The organism is Arthrobacter sp. Marseille-P9274 (assembly GCF_946892675.1).
Taxonomy (GTDB): domain Bacteria; phylum Actinomycetota; class Actinomycetes; order Actinomycetales; family Micrococcaceae; genus Crystallibacter.
Window position 1 is genome coordinate 1,350,842 of the sequence record NZ_CAMPOV010000001.1, and the last position, 23,004, is coordinate 1,373,845.

Here is a 23,004-nt window from a genome sequence, read left to right on the forward strand (position 1 = left end):
CTAAGCTCGCACTGTGGATTCCCCGGAAAGCGACGCGGCGCTGAATGCCGGGCAGGACGACCTGCCCCGCATTCAGCGCCGCACGGTTTTAACCCTGGCCCTGGCCCAGCTGTTCAGCGGCGTCGGAAACGGGGCGGCGCTGGCCGTGGGCTCGCTGATGGCCGTACAGCTGTCCGGGCGGCAGGAGCTCGCGGGAACATCGACGATGGCGATCTCGCTCGCGGGCGCGCTGATGGCGCTGGCGCTGGCCTCGGTCGCCGCATCCCGGGGCAGGCGCTTCGCCTTGGCCACGGGACTGGTCCTCGCGCTGGCAGGCACCGGGCTGATGGTGCTCGCCCCGGTCGCGGAGTCCTTCCCGCTCGTGCTGGCCGGTTCGGCCCTCATCGGGGCGGGAACCGCGGCCAACCTCCAGGCTCGCTTTGCCGCGGTCGACCTGGCCCGGCCCGAGCACCGGGGCCGCGACCTGTCCTTCGTGGTCTGGTCGATCACGATCGGGGCGGTGGCGGGCCCGAACCTGATCCGGCCCGGCGCGCAGCTCGGCATGGCCCTGGGGCTGCCGGAGATCTCGGGGCCGTTCCTGATTTCCATGGCCGGCCTGGTCATTGCGATCGTCCTGCTCGTTGCGGGGCTGCGGCCGGATCCGCTCCTGCACGCCCGGCGGCTCCAGGGAGAGGCGGCCGGGGAGAGGACGACGTTGCCCGCCCGGCGGCGCGGGTCGCTGCGGGCCGGATTGGCGGCGGTGCGCCAGTCCCCGGCCGCCCTCGTTGGGCTGGTCACCGTGGCCGGCGCCCACCTGGTGATGGTCGCGGTCATGTCCATGACGCCGGTTCACCTCCAGCTGATGGACCAGGCCTCCGGCCAAGACCATTCGAGCGCGGACACGCTGGCCATCATCGGCTTCACGATCTCGCTGCACATCGCCGGCATGTACGCGCTCTCGCCGGTGTTCGGGATGCTCACCGACCGGATCGGGCGCCCGGCCATGATTGTCGCCGGCCAGGTGCTGCTGCTTACCGCAGCGGCCCTGGCCGGGCTGGGGCACGGCAACCAGGCCCTCGTCGCGGCTGGGCTCGTCACCCTGGGGCTGGGCTGGTCGGCGTCCACGATCGCGGGCTCCACCCTGCTCAGCGAGTCCGTGTCCGAGGTGGACCGGGTCCTGGTCCAGGGCGTCTCGGATGCCTGCATGGGAGCCGCCGGGGCTGCCGGTGCCGCGCTCTCCGGGGTGCTGCTGGCGATCGCCGGATTCGCGGGGCTGAACGCGGCGGCGGCCGTGGTCGCCGCCGCCGTGCTGGGCATCGCGTTGGCCGGCCGCCGCGAGACCGCGCCGTCGCGGGGACGCTAGGCCGTCTGCCGGGACGTCCCCGAGCCGTTGCGCACCATGGCGAGGAGCCTGCGGAAGATGCCCTCGCCGTCGTCGGAAATCCCGTCATGGTGGAAGTCCGCGGTCTCCCAGACCCGCAGGTTGGCGACCCGGGCCGCCGTCTCGAGCGACAGGTCCCGGTCCACATAGATGTCGTCGCGGTAGACGGCGGCGGCCGCCGGAACGCGGTTCGCCGCGAGCCGGTCCAGGTCGTAGAGCGCGGGCCAATCCGGCTTGGCGGCCAGCAACTCGGCGGTGGCGCGGAGCGGCACCAGGGCCGGGTCCTCCTCGAAGTACCAGGGATAGACCATCTCACCGGTCAGCAGCAGGTCCTCCGCCTCCGGCAGAAACTGCGGGTAGCTCTCCAGCACCCGCCAGGCGGACCAGTCGGTGGCCTCGTGCTGGGCGTAGATGGATTCGTGCAGCAGCGCGTAGAGCGGATTGGCGGCCCGGCCGACCAGCTGGCCCAGTTGCTCCAGGAAGGCGTCGGACAGCCGCGCACCCTCCGGCGTGGCGACGAAGGCGTCCTCGAGGAGGTAGTGCAGTGCGTCGAAGCGGGAGTTGCCGCCGAGGAACGAGCCGACCATCTGGAAGCGCCGGACGCTGAGGCGTTCGCCGGTCGGCAGTCGTTCCGGCACTTCAGCCAGATGCCGGGCAACGCGGTTTACGATGGCGCGGTCCTGCGGATAACGGTCGAAGTACTCCGCGTTGCGCGCCTCGACCCGCTGGAACGTGGCCTTGTAGACGCGGTCCGGGTGGCCGGCCAGCGGGGCGAGTCCGCCAGTGATCAGCGCCTCGCGGATTCCCTCGGGCGCGAAGGACAGGTAGCTGAGCGTGCAGAAGCCGCCGTAGCTCTGGCCGAACACCGTCCACGGTCCGCTGCCCAGCGCCTGCCGGATCAGCTCGGCGTCCGCCACGATGGAGTCGGCCCGGAAGTGCGTGAGGTACTCCGCCTGCGCGGCGGCGTCGCCGCGGGCCGGCAGGGTCTGGCGGCTTAGCGGGGAGGAGAGCCCGGTGCCGCGCTGGTCCAGCATCAGGATCCGGAAGTGGCGGGCCGCCTCCTTCATCCAGCCGCTCAGCGAGGTCACGCGGTTGCCGCGGCCCCCGGGACCGCCCTGCAGGAACAGCAGCCACGGCAGTTCCCGGACGGAGTCGTGCTCCGGCGAGGTGTATTCGCGCGCGAACACCTCGATGCTGCCGCGGGACGGCTCGGCGTGGACGAGCGGCACGGTGAAGAAGTGCTCCACGGTCCGCACCCCGCGCATCCGGTGCTCCGCCGCGATGCGGTGCCCGGCGCCGTCGTGCATTAGGCCCGCACCCGGGCCGGGCTGGCCGCGCCGAAGTCCTGCAGCGCCTGCCCCGTGAGGCGGAAGGTCGACCATTCGTCCTGCGGCCTGGCACCCAGGCTGCGGTAGAACCCGATGGAGGGTTCGTTCCAGTTCAGCACGGCCCATTCCACCCGGGCGTAGCCGCTGTCGACGGCGTGGCGCGCCAGAGTCTGCAGCAGCGCCTTGCCATAACCCGTCCCGCGCGCCTCCGGCCGCACATAGAGATCCTCCAGGTAGAGGCCGTGCACACCTTCCCAGGTGGAAAAGTTGCGGAACCAGAGGGCGAAACCCTGGATGCCGCCGTCGTCCTCGGCCACGTGGGCGAAGACGGCGGGGCTGGCGCCGAACAAGGCGTCGTGGAGCTGCGCTGCGGTGGTCTTGACGGCGTCCGGCTCCTTCTCATACACGGCAAGCTCGTGGATCAGCTCCAGGATGACGGGGACATCTGCTTCTACTGCGGGACGGATCTGGCTCATGATTGGCATCCTATTCACAGCTGGCCGACGGCGGTAATCCGCACCACGGCGGACCCAAGTTCGTCCGAGGCGGCGAGGTCGACGACGGCGCTGATGCCCCAGTCATGGTCTCCGGCCGGGTCATCGAAGGTCTGCCGGACCTTCCACTCGGTCGGTCCCGTTTCGATGGCCAGGTACTGCGGGCCGCGCGCGTCCGGCCCGACGCCCAGGTCGTCGTGGGCGTCGAAATACGCGTCCATGGCATCCGCCCAGCGGTCCGCATCCCAGCCGGCGTCCGCGTCCAGCTCGCCGAGGGCCGCTTCGTTTTCGGCCTCGAACAGCTCGACGCGGCGGAACAGCTCGTTGCGGACCATGACGCGGAAGGCCCGTACGTTGTCGGTGAGTTTGGGCGGGGCCTCCGTGAGGACGGATTCGTGCGCGTGCTCCGCCGCGAGGTCGGCGGCGGAAATGCCGGCGGCGAGTTCCTCCCACTCGTCCAGCAGGCTGGAGTCCACCTGCCGGACCAGCTCGCCGAGCCAGGCGATGATGTCCTCGAGGTCTTCGCGCAGCGCTTCCGTCGGGACGGTCTGCCGGAGGGCCTTGTAGCCGTCGGTGAGGTAGCGCAGCAGGATGCCCTCGGAGCGCGCGAGGCCGTAGAACTGGACGTACTCGCTGAAGTTCATCGCGCGCTCGTACATGTCCCGGATCACGGACTTGGGCGCCAGCTCGAAGTCGCCCAGCCAGGGCGCGCCCTTGCGGTAGACGTCGAAGGACTGCTGGAGCAGCTCGCCCAGCGGCTGGGGATAGGTGACCTCGTCCAGCAGTGCCATCCGCTGCTCGTACTCGATGCCGTCGGCCTTCATCGCCGCCACGGCCTCTCCCCGGGCCTTCTTCTCCTGTGCGGAGAGGACCTGCCGCGGCTGCTCGAGGATGGCCTCGATGGCGGACACGACGTCCAGGGCGTAGGCGCCGCTTTCGGGGTCCAGCAGCTCCAGGCTCGCCACCGCGAAGGGGGACAGCGGCTGGTTGAGGGCGAAGTTCGGCTGCAGGTGGACCTTGAGGCGGACCCGGCGGCCGGAGGCATCGGACTCGTCCAGGCGTTCCACCAGGCCGGAGGCGACGAGTTCCCGGTAGATGCCGAGGGCCCGCTTGATCAGTTTGAGCTGGGTGGCGCGGCTCTCGTGGTTCTCGGTCAGCAGCCGCTTCGCGGCGGCGAACGGGTCCCCGGGCCGCTCGAGCAGGTTCAGCAGCATGGCATGCGTGACCGTGAAACTCGAGGACAGCGGTTCAGGATCGCTCTCCACCAGCTTGTTGTAGGTGGCCTCGCCCCAGGTGACGAACCCGGTCGGCGGCTTCTTTTTCACCACCTGGCGCAGCTTCTTCTGGTCGTCGCCGAACTTGGCCACCGCCTTCGCCATCGCCTTGGCGTTCTCCACGACGTGTTCCGGGGCCTGGACGACGACGGTGCCCGCCGTGTCGTAGCCGGCGCGGCCCGCGCGGCCGGCGATCTGGTGGAATTCCCGCGCGTTGAGCAGCCTGGTGCGGACGCCGTCGTACTTGCTCAGGGCCGTCATGAGGACCGTGCGGATCGGGACATTGATGCCCACGCCCAGGGTGTCGGTGCCGCAGATGACCTTCAGCAGGCCGGCCTGCGCCAGCTGCTCCACGAGGCGCCGGTACTTGGGCAGCATGCCCGCGTGGTGCACCCCGATGCCGTGCCGGATCAGCCGGTTGAGCGTCTTGCCGAAGCCGGGCGCGAAGCGGAAGGCGCCGATCAGCTCCGCGATCCGGTCCTTCTCTTCGCGCGTGCAGACGTTGATGCTCATCAGGTTCTGCGCCCGCTCGATGGCCTCGAGCTGGCTGAAGTGGACCACGTAGACCGGCACTTGGCGGGTGCTGAGCAGCTCCTCGAGGGACTCCTGCACCGGCGTCTGCACGTAGTAGTAGTGCAGCGGGATCGGCCGTTCCGCCGAGCTGACCGTGGTGGTGGGCCGGCCGGTGAGCTCCGTCAGCCCGAGTTCGAAGCGCGCCACGTCGCCCAGGGTCGCTGACATCAGCAGGAACTGGGCCTGCGGCAGCTCGAGCAGCGGCACCTGCCAGGCCCAGCCGCGCTGCGGGTCCGAGTAGAAGTGGAACTCGTCCATGATCACGGTGCCCAGGTCTGCCGCGGCGCCTTCGCGCAGGGCGATGTTGGCCAGGATCTCGGCCGTGCAGCAGATGACCGGGGCGTCCGGGTTGACCGAGGAGTCGCCCGTGACCATGCCGACGTTGTCCGGCCCGAAGACGTCGCACAGCGCGAAGAACTTCTCCGAGACCAGCGCCTTGATCGGGGCCGTGTAGTAGCTGCGCGCCCCGCCGGCCATGGCATGGAAATGCGCCGCCACGGCCACCATCGACTTGCCCGAGCCCGTAGGCGTGGCCAGGATGACGTTGTTGCCCGTCACCAGCTCCATGACGGCCTCGTCCTGCGCCGGATAGAGCGACATCCCGCGGCGCTCCGTCCACTCCACGAAGGCGGTATAGATGTCGTCCGGGGTGGAAGTATCGGCTGCGCTCAGCTGGTCAAGTAGGTTCATCGCCTTACCAGCCTATCGGCCTTCGGCCATACTACGCTGGCCTTGCACACCCCAGCAGGCCCCAACAGACCGAGGAGCTCGTCGTGTTCACCTGGGATCCGGCCAAGTATGCGGAGTATACGGATGAGCGGAGCCGCCCGTTCTTCGACCTGACGGCCAGGATCCTCCATCCGGACCCGCGGCTGGTCGTGGACCTTGGCTGCGGCAGCGGCGAGCTGACCGCCTCGCTGGCCCGGCGCTGGCCCGCCGCCGAGGTGGGCGGCGTGGATACCTCCGCGGAGATGGTCCGGACCGCCCAGGCCCGCAGCGTCCTGCCCAACCTCGGCTTCCGCGTCGGAGACATCGGCGATTGGGCGCCGCCGGCCGGCCTGGATGTGCTGGTGTCCAACGCCTCCTTCCAATGGGTGCCGCAGCACCGGACTCTGCTGCGGCAATGGGCGCAGCGGATGGAACCGGGCGCCTGGATCGGCTTCCAGGTCCCGGGGAACTTCGGCGCGCCGTCGCATGTGCTCATGCGGGAACTCGCGGCGTCCGAACGCTGGAAGAAGCGGCTGGACGGCGTGCTGCGCCACGAGGATGCGGTGGGGGAGCCGGCGGACTATCTGGGGCTTCTGCAGGATGCCGGGTACGACGGCGATGCCTGGGAAACCACGTACCTGCACCTATTGCAGGGGGAGGACCCGGTGCTGGACTGGGTCCGCGGCACGGGCCTGCGCCCTGTCCTCGCGGCTCTGGCACCGCGGGAGGCGGCCGAGTTCGAGGCCGAGTACGCGGCTGCACTGCGGGCCGCCTATCCGCCGGGAGCCCACGGGACGGTCTATCCCTTCCGGCGGATCTTCTGCGTGGCGCGCAGGCGCTGAGCGGACCGCTTCCCGCGGCTACTGGGGCCGGGCTACCAGCCGCGCTCGCGCCACTCGGGCAGGTGCGGGCGCTCCGCGCCGAGCGTGGTGCCCTTGCCGTGCCCCGGATGCACCACCGTGTCGTCCGGGAGATACCCGAAAACGCGCCCCTCGACGTCGTTCATCAGCGACGCGAACCGGGCGGGATCCTTCTGCGTGTTCCCGATACCGCCGGGGAACAGGGAATCGCCGCTGAAGAGGTGCGCGGGGCCGTCCGGGTCGCGGTACAGCAGGGCGACCGAGCCGGGCGTGTGGCCGCGCAGCTTGATGGCCTCGAGCGTGATGCCGTCGACCTCGACGGGGTCGCCGTGGTTGAGGGCCAGATCGGTGGGCACTTCGATGTCAGGGACGTCCTCGGCGCCGGCGGCGCTGCGGGCGCCCGTGGCCTCGACGGTTTCCGCGAGGGCGCGGACATGGTCCCAGTGGCTGTGCGTCGTCACGACGAGCCCGACCTTTGCCTCCGCGGCGGTGTCCGCCGCGCCGTCAGCGAGCAGCCGGCGGATGGCGGGCAGGTCGTCGGCGGCGTCGATGAGCACCTGGGCGCCGGTCCGCTTGGACGTGAGCAGGTAGACGTTGTTGTCCATCTCGCTGACGGACGCTGAACGGATGGTGATGTCCCTAAGATCCCACATGGGCCCAGTCTAGGCACGTGCGCCGGCCGCCGCCTCCCGGTGCCTTGGAAGTAGCGGGTGCGTGCGGAATCACAGCGTGCGCCGAGAGTGAAACGCCTTGCCCGGCGGCGCGGCCCCGGCGTAGATTCGATGGGTTCTGTATCGGGCGCGCGGAAGGGTGGACAGCGGATGGATGCCGACCAATTCGACTGGCGGCTCGACAAGGAAAGCTCCGTTGCGCTCTACGAACAACTGCGCCTGCGCATCATCGAGGCGGCGGACGACGGCGAACTCGCGGTGGGCACCAAGCTGCCGCCGGTGCGACGGCTGGCGGACCATCTGGGCATCGTGCCGCACACGGTGGCGCGCGCCTACCGGGAACTCGAGACCGCCGGCCGGGTCAAGACCGCCGGGCGGGCGGGGACCGTAGTCAGCGCCGCGGGCGACCAGACCGCCCGGCTGCTGGCCGAGGCCGCGGCCCGCTTCGCCGCCGTCGCCAAGTCCCAGGGCGTGGAAACCAGAACCGCCCTGGCCGCGGTGAAGGCCGCCCTGGACGGCTGAACCGGACGGATCAAAGCGGACCGGTCCTGTCCGCAGCTCCGGGCCGCCGGAGCCTCTGGTTACGTTTTCGAACGCATTTTCGATTAGAGTGGAAGCTGTGCTAAAAGCGACTGAATCAACTGAATCCGGCCTCGCGCGACCCACGGGCGGGGACCTTTCCAGACTGATCGTCAAGGGGGCGCGCGAGCACAACCTGCGCAATGTGGACCTTGACCTGCCCCGCGACGCGATGATCGTCTTCACCGGCCTTTCGGGCTCCGGGAAGTCCTCGCTGGCGTTCGATACCATCTTCGCCGAAGGCCAGCGCCGCTATGTCGAGTCGCTCTCCTCATACGCACGCATGTTCCTGGGCCAGGTGGACAAGCCTGACGTGGACTTCATCGAGGGCCTCTCGCCCGCGGTGTCCATCGACCAGAAATCCACCAGCCGCAACCCCCGCTCCACCGTCGGAACCATCACCGAGATCTACGACTACCTCCGCCTGCTCTGGGCCCGCGTGGGCCGGCCGTACTGCCCGGTGTGCCACGAGCCGGTCGCCCGGCAGACGCCGCAGCAGATCGTGGACCAGTTGCAGGAGCTCGAGGACGGTACCCGGTTCCAGGTCCTCGCCCCGGTGGTCCGGGGACGCAAGGGGGAGTTCGTCGACCTGTTCAAGGAGCTCTCCGCCAAGGGCTACTCGCGGGCCAGGGTCGACGGCGACCTCATCCAGTTGTCGGACCCGCCCAAGCTGGGCAAGCAGTTCAAGCACACCATTGAGGTGGTGGTGGACCGCCTGGTCGTGAAGGAAGGGATCCACCAGCGCCTGACCGACTCCATCGAAACCGCCCTCGGCCTGGCGGAAGGCCGCGTGCTGGTGGATTTCGTCGACCTGGACGCCGAGGATCCCCAGCGGACCCGGTCGTTTTCCGAGAAACTGGCCTGCCCCAACGAACACCCCCTGGCCATCGACGAAATCGAACCGCGTTCGTTCTCGTTCAACAACCCGTTCGGCGCCTGCCCGGTCTGCACCGGCATCGGCAGCCGGCTCGAGGTGGACGAGGAACTGGTGGTGCCGGATCCGGACCTGAGCCTGGCCGAAGGCGCCATCGCGCCGTGGTCGCTGGGCAAGGCGACCAGCGAGTACTGGAACCGCCTCCTCGAGGGGCTCTCGCACGAGCTCGGCTTCAGCATGGACGACCCGTTCCGCAAGCTGTCCAAGGATGTCCGCAAGGCAGTGCTGCACGGCAAGGACTACAAGGTCGTGGTCCAGTACCGGAACCGCTTCGGCCGGGAACGCAAGTACAGCACCGGCTTCGAAGGCGCCGTGCAGTACATCCACCGCAAGCACCTGGAAACCGAGTCGGACAACGCGCGGGACCGCTACGAGCAGTACATGCGGGACATCCCCTGCCCGGAATGCAAGGGTGCGCGGCTTAATCCGGCCTCGCTGTCCGTGCTGATCGGCGGCAGGTCGATCGCCGAGGTGTCGGCGCTCCCGCTGCGCGAGTGCCTGTCCTTCCTGGATTCGCTGGAGCTGACGGACCGGGAGGCGCAGATCGGCCACCAGGTGCTGATCGAGATCCGGGCCCGGCTGCAGTTCCTGCTGGACGTCGGCCTCGAGTACCTGAACCTGGAGCGCCCGGCCGCCACCCTGTCCGGCGGCGAGGCGCAGCGCATCCGGCTGGCAACGCAGATCGGCTCGGGCCTGGTCGGCGTGCTCTACGTCCTGGACGAGCCGTCCATTGGCCTCCACCAGCGCGACAACCGCCGGCTGATTGAGACCCTGACCCGGCTGCGGGACCTCGGCAATACGCTGATCGTCGTCGAGCACGACGAGGACACTATCCACGAGGCGGACTGGATCGTCGACGTCGGTCCCGGCGCCGGCGAGCACGGCGGCGAAGTGGTGCACTCGGGTTCGCTCAAGGAGCTGCTGGACAACGAGCAGTCCATCACGGGCGACTACCTGGCCGGCCGTAGGCGCATCGAGGTTCCGGGCAAGCGCCGCAAAATCGACCGGAAGCGCCAGCTCAAGGTCGTCGGCGCCCGGGAGAACAACCTGCGCGGCATTGACGCGCAGTTCCCGCTGGGAGTGCTGACGGCGGTCACCGGCGTCAGCGGTTCCGGAAAATCGACCCTGGTCAACGACATCCTGTACAAGGTGCTGGCGAACAAGCTGAACAACGCCAAGCAGGTAGCCGGGCGCCACACCAGGGTCGAAGGCCTGGAGCACCTGGACAAGGTCATCCACGTGGACCAGAGCCCGATCGGCCGCACCCCGCGGTCCAACCCGGCGACCTACACCGGCGTCTTCGACCACATCCGCAAGCTCTTCGCCGAGACCAACGAATCCAAGGTCCGCGGCTACCAGCCCGGCCGGTTCTCGTTCAACACGAAGGGCGGCCGCTGCGAGGCGTGTGCGGGCGACGGAACGCTGAAGATCGAAATGAACTTCCTGCCGGACGTCTATGTGCCCTGCGAGGTCTGCCACGGTGCCCGCTACAACCGGGAGACCCTCGAGGTCCATTACAAGGGCAAGTCCATCGCGGACGTGCTGGACATGCCGATCGAGGAGGCCGCCGGGTTCTTTGCCGCCTTCACCCCGATCGCCCGGCACCTGAACACCCTGGTGGACGTCGGCCTCGGCTACGTGCGCCTCGGCCAGCCGGCGACGACGCTCTCCGGCGGCGAGGCGCAGCGCGTGAAGCTTGCCAGCGAACTACAGAAGCGCAGCAACGGGCGCAGCATCTACGTGCTGGACGAACCGACGACCGGTCTGCACTTCGAGGACATCCGCAAGCTGCTGGGCGTCCTGCAGTCCCTGGTGGAGAAGGGCAATACCGTGATCACAATCGAGCACAACCTGGACGTGATCAAGAGCGCCGACTGGGTCCTGGACCTCGGGCCGGACGGCGGCTCCGGCGGCGGCCAGATCATCGCCACCGGCACGCCCGAGCAGATCGCCGGGGCGGAGGGCAGCCACACGGGCCGGTTCCTGGCCGAGATCCTGCAGTAACGAAGCCCCTCCGGGGTATGGAAAAATGCCTAGGTGACTTCTTTGCCGGACTTGGTTCTGTTTGATCTGGACGGGACCCTCGTGGACCCGGCCGGAGCCATCACCGGCGGCATCAGCCGGGCGCTGCAGGCCCGGGGGCTGCCCGTTCCGGACCAGCACGTCCTGGACGCCATGGTCGGGCCGCCGCTGGGGGAGTCGCTGCGGTTCCTGGCCAAGGTGCCCGAGGCCGAGGTCGCCGAAGTCATCAGGCTTTACCGCGCGGACTACCGGGCGGCGGGGATGTCGGCCAGCCACGTGTATCCGGGAGTCGTGCCGCTGCTCGAAGACCTCAAGGCCCGGGGGACCCTGTTGGCGGTGGTGACGCAGAAGCCCACCCCGATCGCCGTCGAACTCCTCAAGGTGCAGGGACTGGCCGGGTACTTCGGCAGCATCCACGGCGCCGCGCTCGACGACGTGGAAGGCGCCGGCGGGCAGGACTCCGGGAAGATCCCGATCCTGGCGGAGGCACTGCAGCAGTATGCCGGACGCTTCGGCCGCGCGGTGATGATCGGGGACCGGCACTACGATATCGAGGCGGCGGTCCACCACGGAATCGAGGCGGTCGGGGTGGGCTGGGGATTCGCCGCCAACGGCGAACTCGCCGCCGCCGGGGCAACGACGGTGGCAGCGTCGGTCGCCGAGCTGCGGGCACGTCTGCAGGCGCCGGGCGGCCAAGACGGCAAGGACAACGGCAGCATGGACACAGCGGAGGAAAACGCCGGACATGGAACTCTTTGAAGGCACGCGCTTTGTCTTCCGGACAGGCATCCGCGCCTCCTGCCGGCCGACCGTCGAAGGCCTCGAACACTTTCCGCGCAGCGGGCCCGTCATCGTCGCGCCGAACCACCTGTCCTTCCTGGACAGCGTCATCGTGCAGGCGCTGATGCCGCGCAAGGTGGCGTTCTTCGCGAAGTCCGAGTACTTCACCTCCCGCGGTCCGAAGGGGGCGGTCATGCGGTGGTTCTTCAACAGCGTGGGCTCCATCCCGGTGGAGCGGGGCGAACAGGCCGCGGGTGTGGCCGCGCTGCAGACGGCGCTCGAAATCCTCGAACGGGGGGAGGCCTTCGGGATCTACCCGGAGGGCACGCGTTCCCGCGACGGATTGTTGTACCGTGGAAGGACGGGAGTGGGCTGGCTCGCACTGACCACCGGTGCGCCTGTCGTGCCTGTCGGACTGATCGGCACGGAGCGGCTCCAGCCGGCAGACAGGAACATGATCAAGCCCCAGCATTTCACCTTGAAGGTCGGAGCACCGCTGTACTTCGACAAGACCGGGCCGGACCATTCGCTGCCAGCCCGCCGGGCGGCCACTGACAAAATCATGGATGCGATCGCGGACCTGACCGGACAGCAGCGGGCGGGCACCTACAACCAGTCGAGGCAGGCCGACTAGATGGCGCTGCCCTCCTCCTACCGGCCGCGGCCGGGGGAAATCCCTACCAATCCCGGGGTCTACCGGTTCCGGGATGAGCACAAGCGCGTCATCTACGTGGGCAAGGCCAAGAACCTGCGCTCCCGGCTCAATAGCTATTTCGCCAACCCCGATTCGCTGATGCCGCGCACCAGGGCGATGGTCCACACGGCGGCCTCCGTCGAGTGGACGGTGGTCGGCAGCGAGCTCGAGGCCATCCAGCTGGAGTACACCTGGATCAAGGAGTATGCGCCGCGCTTCAACATCATGTTCCGGGACGACAAGTCCTACCCCTACCTGGCCGTCACGATGTCCGAGAAGTTCCCGCGGGTCCAAGTGATGCGCGGCGACAAGCGCAAGGGCACGAAGTACTTCGGCCCGTTCTATCCGGCGAAGGCCATCCGCGAAACGGTGGACACGCTGCTCCGCGTCTTTCCGGTCCGGACCTGCAGCGTCGGCGTCTTCAACCGCGCCCAGCGGACGGGGCGGCCGTGCCTGCTCGGCTACATCGACAAGTGCTCGGCACCGTGCGTCGGCCGGATTTCGCCGGAGGACCACAAGGCGCTGGCGGGCGAGTTCTGCGCGTTCATGGGCGGGGAGGCCGACCGCTTCATCAGGGCACTGGACAAGAAGATGGCGGCGGCCGTCGCGGAGCTGGATTATGAGGCAGCCGCCCGGTACCGGGACGACATCGCCGCCCTGAAGCGGGTCTTCGAGCGCAACGCCGTGGTGCTGAGCGAGGACACCGACGCGGACATCTTCGCGCTGGTCGAAGACGAGCTCGAGGCGGCGGTCCAGGTCTTCCACGTCCGCGGCGGCCGCATCCGCGGCCAGCGCGGCTGGGTCGTGGAGAAGGTCGAGGATGCCACACGCGCGGACCTGGCCGAGCACCTCCTCCAGCAGGTCTATGGCGACGGCGAGGACCCGGACCGCATTCCGCCGCAGGTCCTGGTCCCGGTGGAACCCGAAAACCGGGAGGAACTGGAGCAGTGGCTGCGCGGCCTCCGCGGGCGCAAGGTTGAACTGCGCGTCCCGAGGCGCGGCGACAAGGCGGCCCTCCTCGACACCGTGCGGCAGAACGCCGAGCAGGCCCTCGCGCTGCACAAGAGCCGCCGGGCCGGCGACATCACCACCCGCTCCGCCGCCCTGCAGGAGCTGCAGGAGGCGCTCGACCTCCCCGTCGCGCTGCTGCGGATCGAGTGCTACGACATCTCGCACGTCCAGGGCACCAACGTGGTCGCGTCCATGGTGGTGGTCGAGGACGGCCTGCCCAAGAAGGCGGACTACCGCCGCTTCTCCATTACCGGCGAGGCGGCACGCGACGACACGTCCGCCATGTACGACGTGATCAGCCGCCGCTTCCGGCACTACCTCGCCGACAAGACCGCGCAGCCGGCTGGCGGGCCCGAGCCCGATACGGCAGAGCCTGCGGCGCCTGCCGAGACGGCGCAATCGGCCGGCGCCGAAAATCCGGACACCGCAGGGCCCGCCGAGCCGCTCGCCGACACGACCACGGAGGCGCCCCGGACCAAGTTCGCCTACCCGCCCAACCTGGTCGTGGTCGACGGCGGCCCGCCCCAGGTCGCCGCGGCGTCCCGCGCCCTGGCCGACCTGGGCATCACCGATGTCTTCGTCGTCGGCCTCGCCAAGCGGCTCGAGGAGGTGTGGCTGCCCGACGACGACTTCCCGGTGATCCTGCCCCGCGCCTCCCACGGCCTCTACCTGCTCCAGCGCATCCGCGACGAAGCCCACCGTTTCGCCATCAGCTACCACCGCCAGAAGCGCGGCAAGTCGATGACCGAATCCATCCTGGACGGTGTGCCCGGCCTCGGCCCGGCCAAGCGCAAGGCACTGCTGAAGCACTTCGGCTCCGCCCGCAAGCTCAAGGCGGCCGGGGTGGAAGACCTGCTGCAGGTTCCCGGCGTCGGACCCGCGCTGGCGGCCTCCATCAAGCGCCATCTGGCCCCGGACGGTGCCGCGGAGCCGCCGGCTCCGGTCCTCAACATGGCGACCGGCGAGATCGTTGATTCTTAGTTAGGCTTAGAAACGTCCGCCGCGATGACGGGCCGCCTTCTTGGCGGCTTACCGCGCGACGGGAAACAAGGAACAGGACGGGCTTAATGTCGGAGGAAGAGGATCTCACGCCGGTGAAACCGGAAGAATCCGAACTGCTGGTGGTCACGGGCATGTCCGGGGCCGGCCGCACCACGGCGGCGCATGCGCTGGAAGACCACGGCTGGTACGTGGTGGACAACCTGCCGCCGCAGATGCTCGGTACGCTCGCCGAGCTGGTCTCGCGGATGCCGGACTCGCTGACCCGGCTCGCCGTCGTCGTCGACGTGCGGAGCAAGAACCTGCACCGCGACATCAAAGAGGCCCTCAACGGCCTGCGGGCCAGCGCGATCAACTTCCGGGTCCTCTTCCTCGACGCCGCGGACAACGTCCTGGTGCGGCGCTTCGAACAGGGCCGGCGGCCCCACCCGCTGCAGGGCGACGGCCGGATCTCGGACGGCATCACGGCGGAGCGGGAACTACTGGCCGGGTTGAAGGATGCCGCGGACCTGGTCGTCGACACGACGGACATGAACGTCCACACGCTCGCCACCAACATTACCGAGCTGTTCTCGGACTCCGGCCCGATCGTGCTGCGCCTTAACGTGATGAGCTTCGGGTTCAAGTACGGCCTGCCGGTGGACGCCAATTTCGTGGCGGACGCGCGCTTCATTCCCAACCCGCACTGGGTCCCGGCGTTGCGGCCGCACACCGGCCTGGAGAAGCAGGTCAGCGACTACGTGCTGGTCGAGTCCGGCGCGGAGGAGTTCATCAAGCGGTTCGTCTACGCCCTGGAACCGGTGCTCGAAGGCTACCGGCAGGAGAACAAGCACTACGCCACCATCGCCGTCGGCTGCACCGGCGGCAAGCACCGCTCGGTGGCCGTGGCCGAAGAGCTCGCCAAGCGGCTCGCACAGCTTCCACGCGTCAAGGTTGCGGTCCAGCACCGGGACCTGGGGCGCGAATAGTGGCATTGCTGACAGGGCCGCTGCCGCGCATCCCGGTGGCCCAGCCGGACCGATCCGGTGGTTCGCGGGGCCCGAATCCGCCGTCGGTCGTTGCCCTGGGCGGCGGCCACGGCCTCTCAGCCTCGCTCGCCGCGCTGCGCCTGCTCACCACGGAGCTCACCGCCATTGTGACGGTGGCGGACGACGGCGGATCCTCCGGCCGCCTGCGCCGCGAGTTGGGCGTCCTCCCGCCGGGGGACCTGCGGATGGCACTGGCCTCGCTGTGCGACGACACGGAGTGGGGCCAGACCTGGCGCGACGTGATGCAGCACCGCTTCAAGTCGCTCGACGATGTGGAAGGCAGCCTGGACAACCATGCCCTCGGCAACCTGCTCATCGTCACTCTCTGGGAGCTCCTCGGCGACCCGGTGGCCGGGCTGCAGTGGGCAGGAGCGCTGCTCGGCGCCCGCGGCCAGGTCCTGCCGATGGCGACGGTGCCGCTGACCATCGAGGGCGACGTGCTGACCGAAGACCCGGAGGGCCGGCTGCGCAGCGTCACGATCTCCGGCCAGTCCAAGCTGGCGGCGGCCGGACGGAATGCCCGGGTCAACGACGTGCGGCTGATTCCCGGGGACGCGCCGGCCTGTGCGGAGGCCTTGAACGCCATCGAGCTGGCGGACTGGATCATCCTGGGCCCCGGGTCTTGGTACACCTCCGTACTGCCGCATCTGATGCTGCCGCAGCTGCGCGATGCCCTCTGCGCGTCGCCGGCGCGCCGGATCCTGACCATGAACCTGGCCACCGACACCAAGGAGACTTCCGGCATGACTGCCGCGGACCATCTGGCCGCGCTGCACCGCTATGCCCCCGGGATGAAGTTCGATGCGGTCCTTGCCGATCCGTTCGCGGTCGGCCACCGCGCGGAGTTCGAATCCGCCGCTGGCCGTCTCGGCGCCTCCGTGGTGTTCGGTAGAGTGGGAACTCCCGGCAGGCGCGCGGTCCATGATCCGCTGAGGCTTGCGACGGCCTATCACGACATTTTTGCCGGGGAGCATGAATGAGTAAGGACAAGATGCATGGCGCTGACTGCAGCGGTCAAAGATGAACTTTCCCGCCTGGACATCAAGAAGTCCCAAGTACGCAAGGCAGAGGTCTCGGCGACCCTTCGCTTCGCCGGAGGCCTGCACATAATTTCCGGGCGGATCGTGATCGAGGCCGAGGTGGACCTGGCCGCGACAGCACGTCGCCTGCGTACGGCGATCGCCGAGGTCTACGGGCACAGCAGCGACATCATCGTGGTCTCCGGCGGGGGTCTGCGCCGCGGCAACCGCTACGTGGTTCGGGTGGTCAAGGACGGCGAGTCCCTCGCGCGCCAGACCGGCCTGCTCGATGCCCGCGGCCGGCCCGTCCGCGGCCTTCCGTCGGTCGTAGTTAATGGTTCCACCGCCGACGCCGAAGCCGTCTGGCGCGGTGCCTTCCTCGCGCACGGTTCGCTGACCGAGCCGGGCCGGTCCTCCGCGCTGGAAGTCACCTGCCCGGGCCCGGAGGCCGCGCTGGCACTGGTCGGGGCGGCCCGTCGGTTGGGGATCTCGGCCAAGGCGCGGGAAGTGCGCGGCGTAGACCGCGTGGTGATCCGCGACGGCGATACGATCGCCGCCCTGCTGACCCGGATGGGCGCCCACGACGCGCTGATGGTGTGGGAGGAACGCCGGATGCGCAAGGAGGTGCGGGCTACCGCCAACCGCCTGGCCAACTTCGACGACGCGAACCTGCGCCGCTCCGCCCAGGCTGCCGTGGCCGCGGGGGCGCGCGTCGAGCGCGCGCTGGAGATCCTCGGCGAGGACGTGCCGGAGCACCTCCGCTACGCCGGCGGCCTGCGGGTGGCACACAAGCAGGCGAGCCTGGATGAACTCGGCCGCCTGGCGGATCCGCCGATGACCAAGGACGCCATCGCCGGCCGCATCCGGCGCCTGCTGGCCATGGCGGACAAGCGCGCCGTCGAACTGGGCATTCCCGGCACGGAGGCGAATGTGACCGCGGAGATGTTGGACGAGTAGGGGCTATGCATAGGATGGGGATGTCCGGGCCGTTGCCCGGACTGTGCCCCGTGGGCCAAGGATAAGTTTCCGGCCGGTGCTCCCGGCCGGATGATCAATCCGATCAGGGCCGCCTGACGGCGGCCGCCAAAGTTACGGAGGATATTCGTGAGCAAGTACGAACTGCCTGAACTGCCATACGATTACGCCGCGCTGGAGCCGCACATCTCCGCCCGCATCATGGAGCTGCACCACAGCAAGCACCATGCCGCGTACGTGGCCGGCGCCAACACCGCGCTCGAGAAGATGGCGGAGGCCCGGGACAAGGGGGATGCCGCCTCGGCCGCGAAACTGTCCAAGGACCTGCAGTTCAACCTGGGCGGCCACATCAACCACTCCATCTTCTGGAACAACCTCTCTCCGGAAGGCGGTGACAAGCCCGAGGGCGAGCTGGCTGCGGCACTCGATGAGTTCTTCGGCTCGTTCGACAACTTCCGCGGCCACTTCACCGGTGCCGCCACCACCATCCAGGGCTCCGGCTGGGCCATCCTGGCCTACGAGCCGATCGGCGGAAACCTGGTCATCGAGCAGATGTACGACCAGCAGAACGGCGTCCCGGTCGCAACCACCCCGCTGCTGCAGCTGGATATGTGGGAGCACGCGTTCTACCTCGACTACCAGAACGTCAAGGCCGACTACGTCAAGGCCTTCTGGAACATCGTGAACTGGGCCGACGTTGCCAAGCGCTTCGACGCCGCGCGTTCCGGCGCCGCCGCACTGGTCATTCCCGGCAAGTAGCAGGCTGCGGTAATCCGGAAGGGATGCCGCGTGCCGGGCACGCGGCATCCCTTCCGGATCCCGGACAACACAGCCACAATGAGGTGGAAGAGCAGCAGCACCGTACAACGCCGGACCCGGCCACAGTCCGGCGATGATTGACCAGCAGTAACAGGAACCGGCGCCCAAATTGAAGGGGATGGAACTGTGACAACTCGTGTAGCAATCAACGGATTCGGACGCATCGGACGCAACTTCTTCCGCGCGGCCCTGGCCCAGGGGGCCGACCTCGAAATCGTCGCGATCAACGACCTGACGGACGCCAAAACGCTCGCCCACCTGCTGAAGTACGACAGCGTCATGGGCCGCATTTCGGAGAGCGTGGAGGTCAAGGACGACGGGCTCCTGGTCGGGGGCAGGACCGTCAGGGTCCTGGCCGAGCGGGACCCGGCGCAGCTTCCCTGGAAGGACCTCGACGTCGACATCGTCATCGAGAGCACCGGGTTCTTCACGAAGGCGCGGGACGCCCGCAAGCACATCGATGCCGGCGCCGCCAAAGTCCTGATTTCCGCCCCTGGTTCCGACGTCGACCTGACCGTCGTATTGGGCGTCAACGACGGGGACTATGATCCCCAGGCGCACCACATCATCTCCAACGCCTCCTGCACCACGAACTGCCTGGCCCCGCTGGCGATGGTGCTGCATGAGAACTTCGGCATCGAGCGCGCCCTCATGACAACCATCCACGCCTACACGGCGGACCAGAACCTGCAGGACGGCCCGCACCGGGACCTCCGCCGCGCCCGGGCCGCCGCGATCAACGTGGTGCCGACCTCCACCGGCGCGGCCAAGGCGATCGGCTTGGTGCTGCCGGAGCTGAAGGGCAAGCTGGACGGCTACGCCATCCGCGTCCCGGTGCCGACGGGCTCGGCCACCGACCTGACGGCGCAGCTGTCGCGGGAGGTGACGGTCGAGGAAGTCAACGCCGCCTACAAAATGGCGGCCGCCGACGAACGGCTGGCGGGCATCCTGACCTACTCGGAGGATCCGCTTGTGTCGTCGGATATCGTCACAGATCCGGCATCTTCGATCTTCGACTCCGGACTGACTAAGGTTATTGGTGACCAGGTGAAAGTCGTTGCGTGGTACGACAACGAGTGGGGTTATTCCAACCGCCTGGTGGATCTGGCCGAACTGGTCGCCTCCAAAATGAGCTGACCGACGCACTGCTAAGGGTAGGTATGACTGCACGCGCTCTTGATGAACTGCTGGCCGAAGGCGTCCGCGGACGCACCGTTCTGGTCCGTTCGGACCTGAACGTCCCGTTGGAAGGGGAGGAATCCTCGCTGACGGTCGCCGATGACGGACGGATCCGGGCCTCGCTGCCGGTCCTGGAGAAGCTGGCCTCCGCCGGCGCTCGGGTCATCGTGATGGCGCACCTGGGCCGGCCCAAGGGCGAACCGCAGGAGAAGTACTCGCTGCGCCCCGCCGTCGAACGTTTGAAGGAACTGGCACCGTTCACCGTCCGGTTCGCAGAGGACACCGTGGGCGAGAGCGCGCGCCTGCGTGCCGCGGAACTACAGGACGGCGAAGCGCTGGTCCTGCAAAACCTGCGTTTCGACGCGCGGGAGACCAGCAAGGTCGACGCCGAGCGGCAGGAGTTCGCCTCGGAACTGGCCGCGCTGACGGGCGGCCAGGGCGCCTACGTGGATGATGCCTTCGGCGCGGTGCATCGCAAGCATGCCAGTGTCTTCGACATCGCTAGCCTGCTGCCGTCGTACCAGGGCGACCTGGTCCGCACCGAGGTCGAGGTGCTGGACCGGCTGACCGAGGCGCCGCAGCGGCCCTACGTCGTGGTGCTCGGCGGGTCCAAGGTGTCGGACAAGCTTGCGGTGATCGAGAACCTGCTGCGCCGCGCGGATGCCATCCTCGTCGGCGGTGGCATGGTCTTCACCTTCCTCGCTGCGCAGGGCCACAAGGTGGCCTCCAGCCTGCTCGAGGAGGATCAGCTGGACACCGTCCGCGGCTATCTGGCCAAGGCCAAGGAGAACGGCTGCGACTTCGTGCTGCCCACGGACATCGTCGTGGCCGAGAAGTTCTCCGCCGAAGCCGCCCATGAGACCGTGCCGGCCCAGGACATCGAGTCCTCCAGCTTCGGCCAGTCCGGCATCGGGCTGGACATCGGCCCGGAATCGGCCGAGGCCTTTGCCCAGCGGATCCATTCCGCGAACACCGTCTTCTGGAACGGCCCAATGGGCGTGTTCGAGTTCCCGGCCTTCGCCAACGGCACCCGCACCGTGGCCAAGGCCCTGACCGGAACCGACGGCTTCACCGTGGTGGGCGGCGGGGACTCGGCCGCCGCGGTCCGCAGCCTCGGTTTCGACGACGATGCCTTCGGGCACATCTCGACCGGCGGCGGGGCGAGCCTCGAGTACCTCGAAGGCAAGTCCCTGCCCGGCCTCACTGCGCTGGGACGCTAAGCGCAAACACGCAGCACCGCACGGAAGTGAAGCAAAGTCCGCCCCGCCCGGCATCGGGCGGGGCGGACGTTAGACGACTGGAGAGTCAGTGACTACCTCGACCAACGGCAAGTTCGATCGCACGCCGCTGATTGCCGGCAACTGGAAGATGAATATGGACCATGTCCAGTCCATCACGTTGCTCCAGAAGCTCGCCTGGACGCTGAGCGACGCCCGGCACGACTTCAAGCGGGTCGAGGTGGCGGTCTTCCCGCCCTTCACCGACCTGCGGAGCGTCCAGACCCTGGTCCGCGGCGACGACCTCGAGGTGGCCTACGGCGGCCAGGATCTCTCCGAGTTCGATTCGGGTGCCTACACCGGCGACATCTCCGGGCAGTTCCTTGCCCGCCTCGGCTGCAGCTACGTGCTGGTGGGCCACTCCGAACGCCGGACCGTCCACGGGGAGTCCGACGAGACCCTCAACGCCAAGGTCAGGGCCGCCTTCCGGCATTCCCTGGTCCCGGTCCTCTGCGTCGGGGAGGGGCTGGCCGTGCGGCAGGCCGGGAACCACGTGGCACACACTCTCGAGCAGTTGCGTGCCGACCTCGCGGGACTGCCGGCCGAGGACGCGGCCCGGCTCGTGGTCGCCTACGAGCCGGTCTGGGCGATCGGCACCGGCGAGGTCGCCGGCCCCTCGGACGCCCAGGAAATGTGCGCCGCCATCCGCGCCGAAATCGCAAGCCTGTACGACGACGCGGTGGCCGCGGGCGTACGGCTGCTTTACGGGGGATCGGTCAAGGCCGCGAACGCGGCGGCCATCCTCAAGGAGCGCGAAGTCGACGGCGTACTGGTCGGCGGCGCCAGCCTCGACGTTGCCGAATTTGCTAACATTGTCAGGTTCGAGCACCATCTGGTGACGGACTAATCGGGAAAGGCCACTGTGGACGCTCTGAAGATCACGCTGCAAATCGTGCTGGGAATCACCAGTCTCCTCCTGACGCTGCTGATTCTGCTGCACAAGGGTCGCGGCGGCGGTATGTCGGACATGTTCGGCGGCGGAATGACGACGTCACTGGGTTCTTCCGGTGTGGCCGAGCGGAACCTGAACAGGTTCACCGTGGTGCTCGGCCTGGTGTGGGGCACGGTCATCGTCGCCCTCGGGCTGATTATGCGCTTCAGCGCCGAAGCATAAGGAATTCTTAGTCCCGTTCACTCCGGGCCGGTCGTAGACTTGTGCCACAGATCGCAGTACGACACCCTGCTACCCGGAGATGAACATCATGGAATCTTCCTACGGGCTCAGAGCCGTGCGCGCCGGTTCGGCTACAGGCGCCGGCCTGGCAGGTTGGCAGGCCGACACCGGTCGTATCGTCGAAATGGTCCGCAAGGTTCCGGTGACGTACTGGTGTCCGCAGGGTCATGAGACGACGCCGGTCTTCGCGGAGCTGGCCGAGATGGAGATCCCCAAGACGTGGGACTGCCCGCGCTGCGGACGAACCGCCTGCCGCGAACGCGGCGGCGCCAACGCGGAGCGGCCGGGGGATGAGCCGTTCAAGAGCCACTTGGAATACGCGAAGGAGCGGCGCACCCCGGAGGAAGCCGAGCGCGTCCTGCAGGACGCCCTTGACCGGCTGCGGCGGCGGCGGTCCTAGTGCGAGAACCCGGTGCACCTTCAGCCATTTTGCCGGTGTAGACGTCCACTGCCCTGAGCAGCGTAGGGGTCCGTTGCGTTCGTAGTCGCAGGTCATCGTTTTATCCGGTCCTTCGGAATCCTGATTCATCCGGCCCTACGCGGTGAGGCACCCTTTAATACCTCTTCGTGGACGTGCTGCCGGTCAAGCTGTTGAACTCCCGGGCGGCCATGAAAATCCCCGCCCGCAAGACCGATGTCTCCAATTAATGCCGTCCGGCCGGCGCAGCTGGGGCCCACGGTGTGTAGCGCGCCAGCTGTGTTCCTCCGAAGCCCATCCGGGAACTCCTTGTTACCCGTGCCCGCACGATCGCGGTCCAGGACCGGACCCTCGGGATCCACCGGTTGGAGAAGTTCCTCGAATTCACCGGCATCTGGCTCTCCTCCGCGGTATCCGACCTCGTCGGGACATCGTTGTCGGCCACGCTCACCCCCGTCATCGACGGCAAACACGATCGCGCGCTGCTCGCTTAGCTGGCCAAAGGCACGTGGGCCGAAAAGTCACGGCACGGGCCCGAAGCCCTGGCCGGCCCGTTCATCGAACACCACCAGCCTGCCCGGGTGCACCTGGAACGGATCGATTCCATCACTTCCTGAACCGACTGGCTCAACCCGCAGGCGGGGAGCGGTTTCCGGCCTAGCGTGCCGATAACGGCCCAATAACGGCGCGATAACGGGGCCGGGGGTGCACTGTAAAGGCATTACAAACTTGCAGCTTCATTGGGGTTCTTGGGGAGAAGAAGCGATGCTCACTGATCTGACCCGCCATTCCCTGGCGACCCTTGTGACCAAGCTCATGGCAGGAGAA

The 23,004-nt window shown here is 68.3% G+C and carries 21 protein-coding genes; 17 read left to right on the forward strand and 4 right to left on the reverse strand.

Annotated features, from left to right (window positions below):
• Positions 1 to 13 precede the first annotated feature (13 nt).
• Positions 14 to 1,342 carry an MFS transporter gene (locus OC550_RS06125; protein WP_262104386.1) on the forward strand — a complete coding sequence of 443 codons (1,329 nt, stop codon included), beginning with the start codon at positions 14 to 16 and terminating at the stop codon, positions 1,340 to 1,342.
• Here the strand turns inward: OC550_RS06125 and OC550_RS06130 are convergent.
• Genes OC550_RS06130 through OC550_RS06140 form a run of 3 tightly spaced genes read right to left on the reverse strand, consistent with a single transcriptional unit; the run spans position 1,339 to position 5,719 of the window.
• On the reverse strand, positions 1,339 to 2,667 hold the full coding sequence (locus OC550_RS06130; RefSeq protein ID WP_262104387.1) for an alpha/beta hydrolase: 1,329 nt from the start codon (positions 2,665 to 2,667) through the stop codon (positions 1,339 to 1,341). The genes OC550_RS06125 and OC550_RS06130 overlap by 4 nt on opposite strands.
• Entirely contained in the window at positions 2,667 to 3,164 is a 498-nt protein-coding gene (locus tag OC550_RS06135) for a GNAT family N-acetyltransferase (RefSeq protein ID WP_262104388.1), read from the reverse strand. The genes OC550_RS06130 and OC550_RS06135 overlap by 1 nt, the downstream gene beginning before the upstream one ends.
• A gap of 14 nt (positions 3,165 to 3,178) precedes the next feature.
• Positions 3,179 to 5,719, reverse strand: coding sequence for an RNA helicase (locus tag OC550_RS06140; RefSeq protein WP_262104389.1), 2,541 nt, complete (start codon positions 5,717 to 5,719; stop codon positions 3,179 to 3,181).
• Between the two features lie 83 nt (positions 5,720 to 5,802).
• Between OC550_RS06140 and OC550_RS06145 the strand changes: the two genes are divergently transcribed.
• On the forward strand, positions 5,803 to 6,579 hold the full coding sequence (locus OC550_RS06145; RefSeq protein WP_262104390.1) for a trans-aconitate 2-methyltransferase: 777 nt from the start codon (positions 5,803 to 5,805) through the stop codon (positions 6,577 to 6,579).
• A 32-nt stretch (positions 6,580 to 6,611) separates the two neighbouring features.
• Here the strand turns inward: OC550_RS06145 and OC550_RS06150 are convergent, their stop codons facing one another.
• Entirely contained in the window at positions 6,612 to 7,250 is a 639-nt protein-coding gene (locus OC550_RS06150) for an MBL fold metallo-hydrolase (RefSeq protein WP_262104391.1), read from the reverse strand.
• 168 nt (positions 7,251 to 7,418) lie between these two features.
• Here OC550_RS06150 and OC550_RS06155 point away from each other — a divergent pair, with 168 nt between their 5' ends.
• The 15 genes from OC550_RS06155 to OC550_RS06225 all read left to right on the forward strand — a co-directional run bounded on the left by OC550_RS06155 (position 7,419) and on the right by OC550_RS06225 (position 22,670).
• Positions 7,419 to 7,790, forward strand: a complete 372-nt coding sequence (locus tag OC550_RS06155; protein WP_262104392.1) for a GntR family transcriptional regulator — start codon at positions 7,419 to 7,421, stop codon at positions 7,788 to 7,790.
• Between the two features lie 97 nt (positions 7,791 to 7,887).
• Positions 7,888 to 10,785: an excinuclease ABC subunit UvrA gene (uvrA, locus tag OC550_RS06160; protein ID WP_262104393.1), complete on the forward strand. Its 2,898-nt coding sequence runs from the start codon at positions 7,888 to 7,890 to the stop codon at positions 10,783 to 10,785.
• A 33-nt stretch (positions 10,786 to 10,818) separates the two neighbouring features.
• Positions 10,819 to 11,562: an HAD hydrolase-like protein gene (locus OC550_RS06165; RefSeq protein WP_262104394.1), complete on the forward strand. Its 744-nt coding sequence runs from the start codon at positions 10,819 to 10,821 to the stop codon at positions 11,560 to 11,562.
• Entirely contained in the window at positions 11,549 to 12,217 is a 669-nt protein-coding gene (locus tag OC550_RS06170; protein WP_262104395.1) for a 1-acyl-sn-glycerol-3-phosphate acyltransferase, read from the forward strand. Before OC550_RS06165 ends, OC550_RS06170 begins: the two co-directional genes overlap by 14 nt.
• Entirely contained in the window at positions 12,218 to 14,269 is a 2,052-nt protein-coding gene (gene uvrC, locus OC550_RS06175) for an excinuclease ABC subunit UvrC (RefSeq protein WP_262104396.1), read from the forward strand.
• An 86-nt stretch (positions 14,270 to 14,355) separates the two neighbouring features.
• The gene (gene rapZ / locus OC550_RS06180) at positions 14,356 to 15,255 is read left to right on the forward strand and encodes an RNase adapter RapZ (RefSeq protein WP_262104397.1); all 900 of its coding nucleotides are present in this window, start codon (positions 14,356 to 14,358) and stop codon (positions 15,253 to 15,255) included.
• Complete coding sequence (gene yvcK / locus OC550_RS06185; protein ID WP_262104398.1) at positions 15,255 to 16,295, forward strand: gluconeogenesis factor YvcK family protein; 1,041 nt, start codon at positions 15,255 to 15,257, stop codon at positions 16,293 to 16,295. Before rapZ ends, yvcK begins: the two co-directional genes overlap by 1 nt.
• 15 nt (positions 16,296 to 16,310) lie before the next feature.
• Positions 16,311 to 17,291, forward strand: coding sequence for a DNA-binding protein WhiA (whiA, locus tag OC550_RS06190; protein WP_262104399.1), 981 nt, complete (start codon positions 16,311 to 16,313; stop codon positions 17,289 to 17,291).
• 147 nt (positions 17,292 to 17,438) lie between these two features.
• On the forward strand, positions 17,439 to 18,068 hold the full coding sequence (locus OC550_RS06195; RefSeq protein ID WP_262104400.1) for a superoxide dismutase: 630 nt from the start codon (positions 17,439 to 17,441) through the stop codon (positions 18,066 to 18,068).
• A gap of 186 nt (positions 18,069 to 18,254) precedes the next feature.
• On the forward strand, positions 18,255 to 19,265 hold the full coding sequence (gene gap, locus OC550_RS06200; RefSeq protein WP_262104401.1) for a type I glyceraldehyde-3-phosphate dehydrogenase: 1,011 nt from the start codon (positions 18,255 to 18,257) through the stop codon (positions 19,263 to 19,265).
• 23 nt (positions 19,266 to 19,288) lie between these two features.
• The gene (pgk, locus tag OC550_RS06205) at positions 19,289 to 20,527 is read left to right on the forward strand and encodes a phosphoglycerate kinase (protein WP_262104402.1); all 1,239 of its coding nucleotides are present in this window, start codon (positions 19,289 to 19,291) and stop codon (positions 20,525 to 20,527) included.
• An 88-nt stretch (positions 20,528 to 20,615) separates the two neighbouring features.
• A complete protein-coding gene (gene tpiA, locus OC550_RS06210) occupies positions 20,616 to 21,431 on the forward strand; it encodes a triose-phosphate isomerase (RefSeq protein ID WP_262104403.1) in 816 nt (271 codons plus the stop codon).
• A 15-nt stretch (positions 21,432 to 21,446) separates the two neighbouring features.
• Positions 21,447 to 21,698 carry a preprotein translocase subunit SecG gene (gene secG, locus OC550_RS06215; RefSeq protein ID WP_262104404.1) on the forward strand — a complete coding sequence of 84 codons (252 nt, stop codon included), beginning with the start codon at positions 21,447 to 21,449 and terminating at the stop codon, positions 21,696 to 21,698.
• Positions 21,699 to 21,786: 88 nt separating this feature from the next.
• Positions 21,787 to 22,158 carry an RNA polymerase-binding protein RbpA gene (locus OC550_RS06220; RefSeq protein ID WP_262104405.1) on the forward strand — a complete coding sequence of 124 codons (372 nt, stop codon included), beginning with the start codon at positions 21,787 to 21,789 and terminating at the stop codon, positions 22,156 to 22,158.
• Positions 22,159 to 22,541: 383 nt separating this feature from the next.
• The gene (locus OC550_RS06225; protein ID WP_262104406.1) at positions 22,542 to 22,670 is read left to right on the forward strand and encodes a hypothetical protein; all 129 of its coding nucleotides are present in this window, start codon (positions 22,542 to 22,544) and stop codon (positions 22,668 to 22,670) included.
• The last annotated feature ends 334 nt before the right edge of the window (positions 22,671 to 23,004 follow it).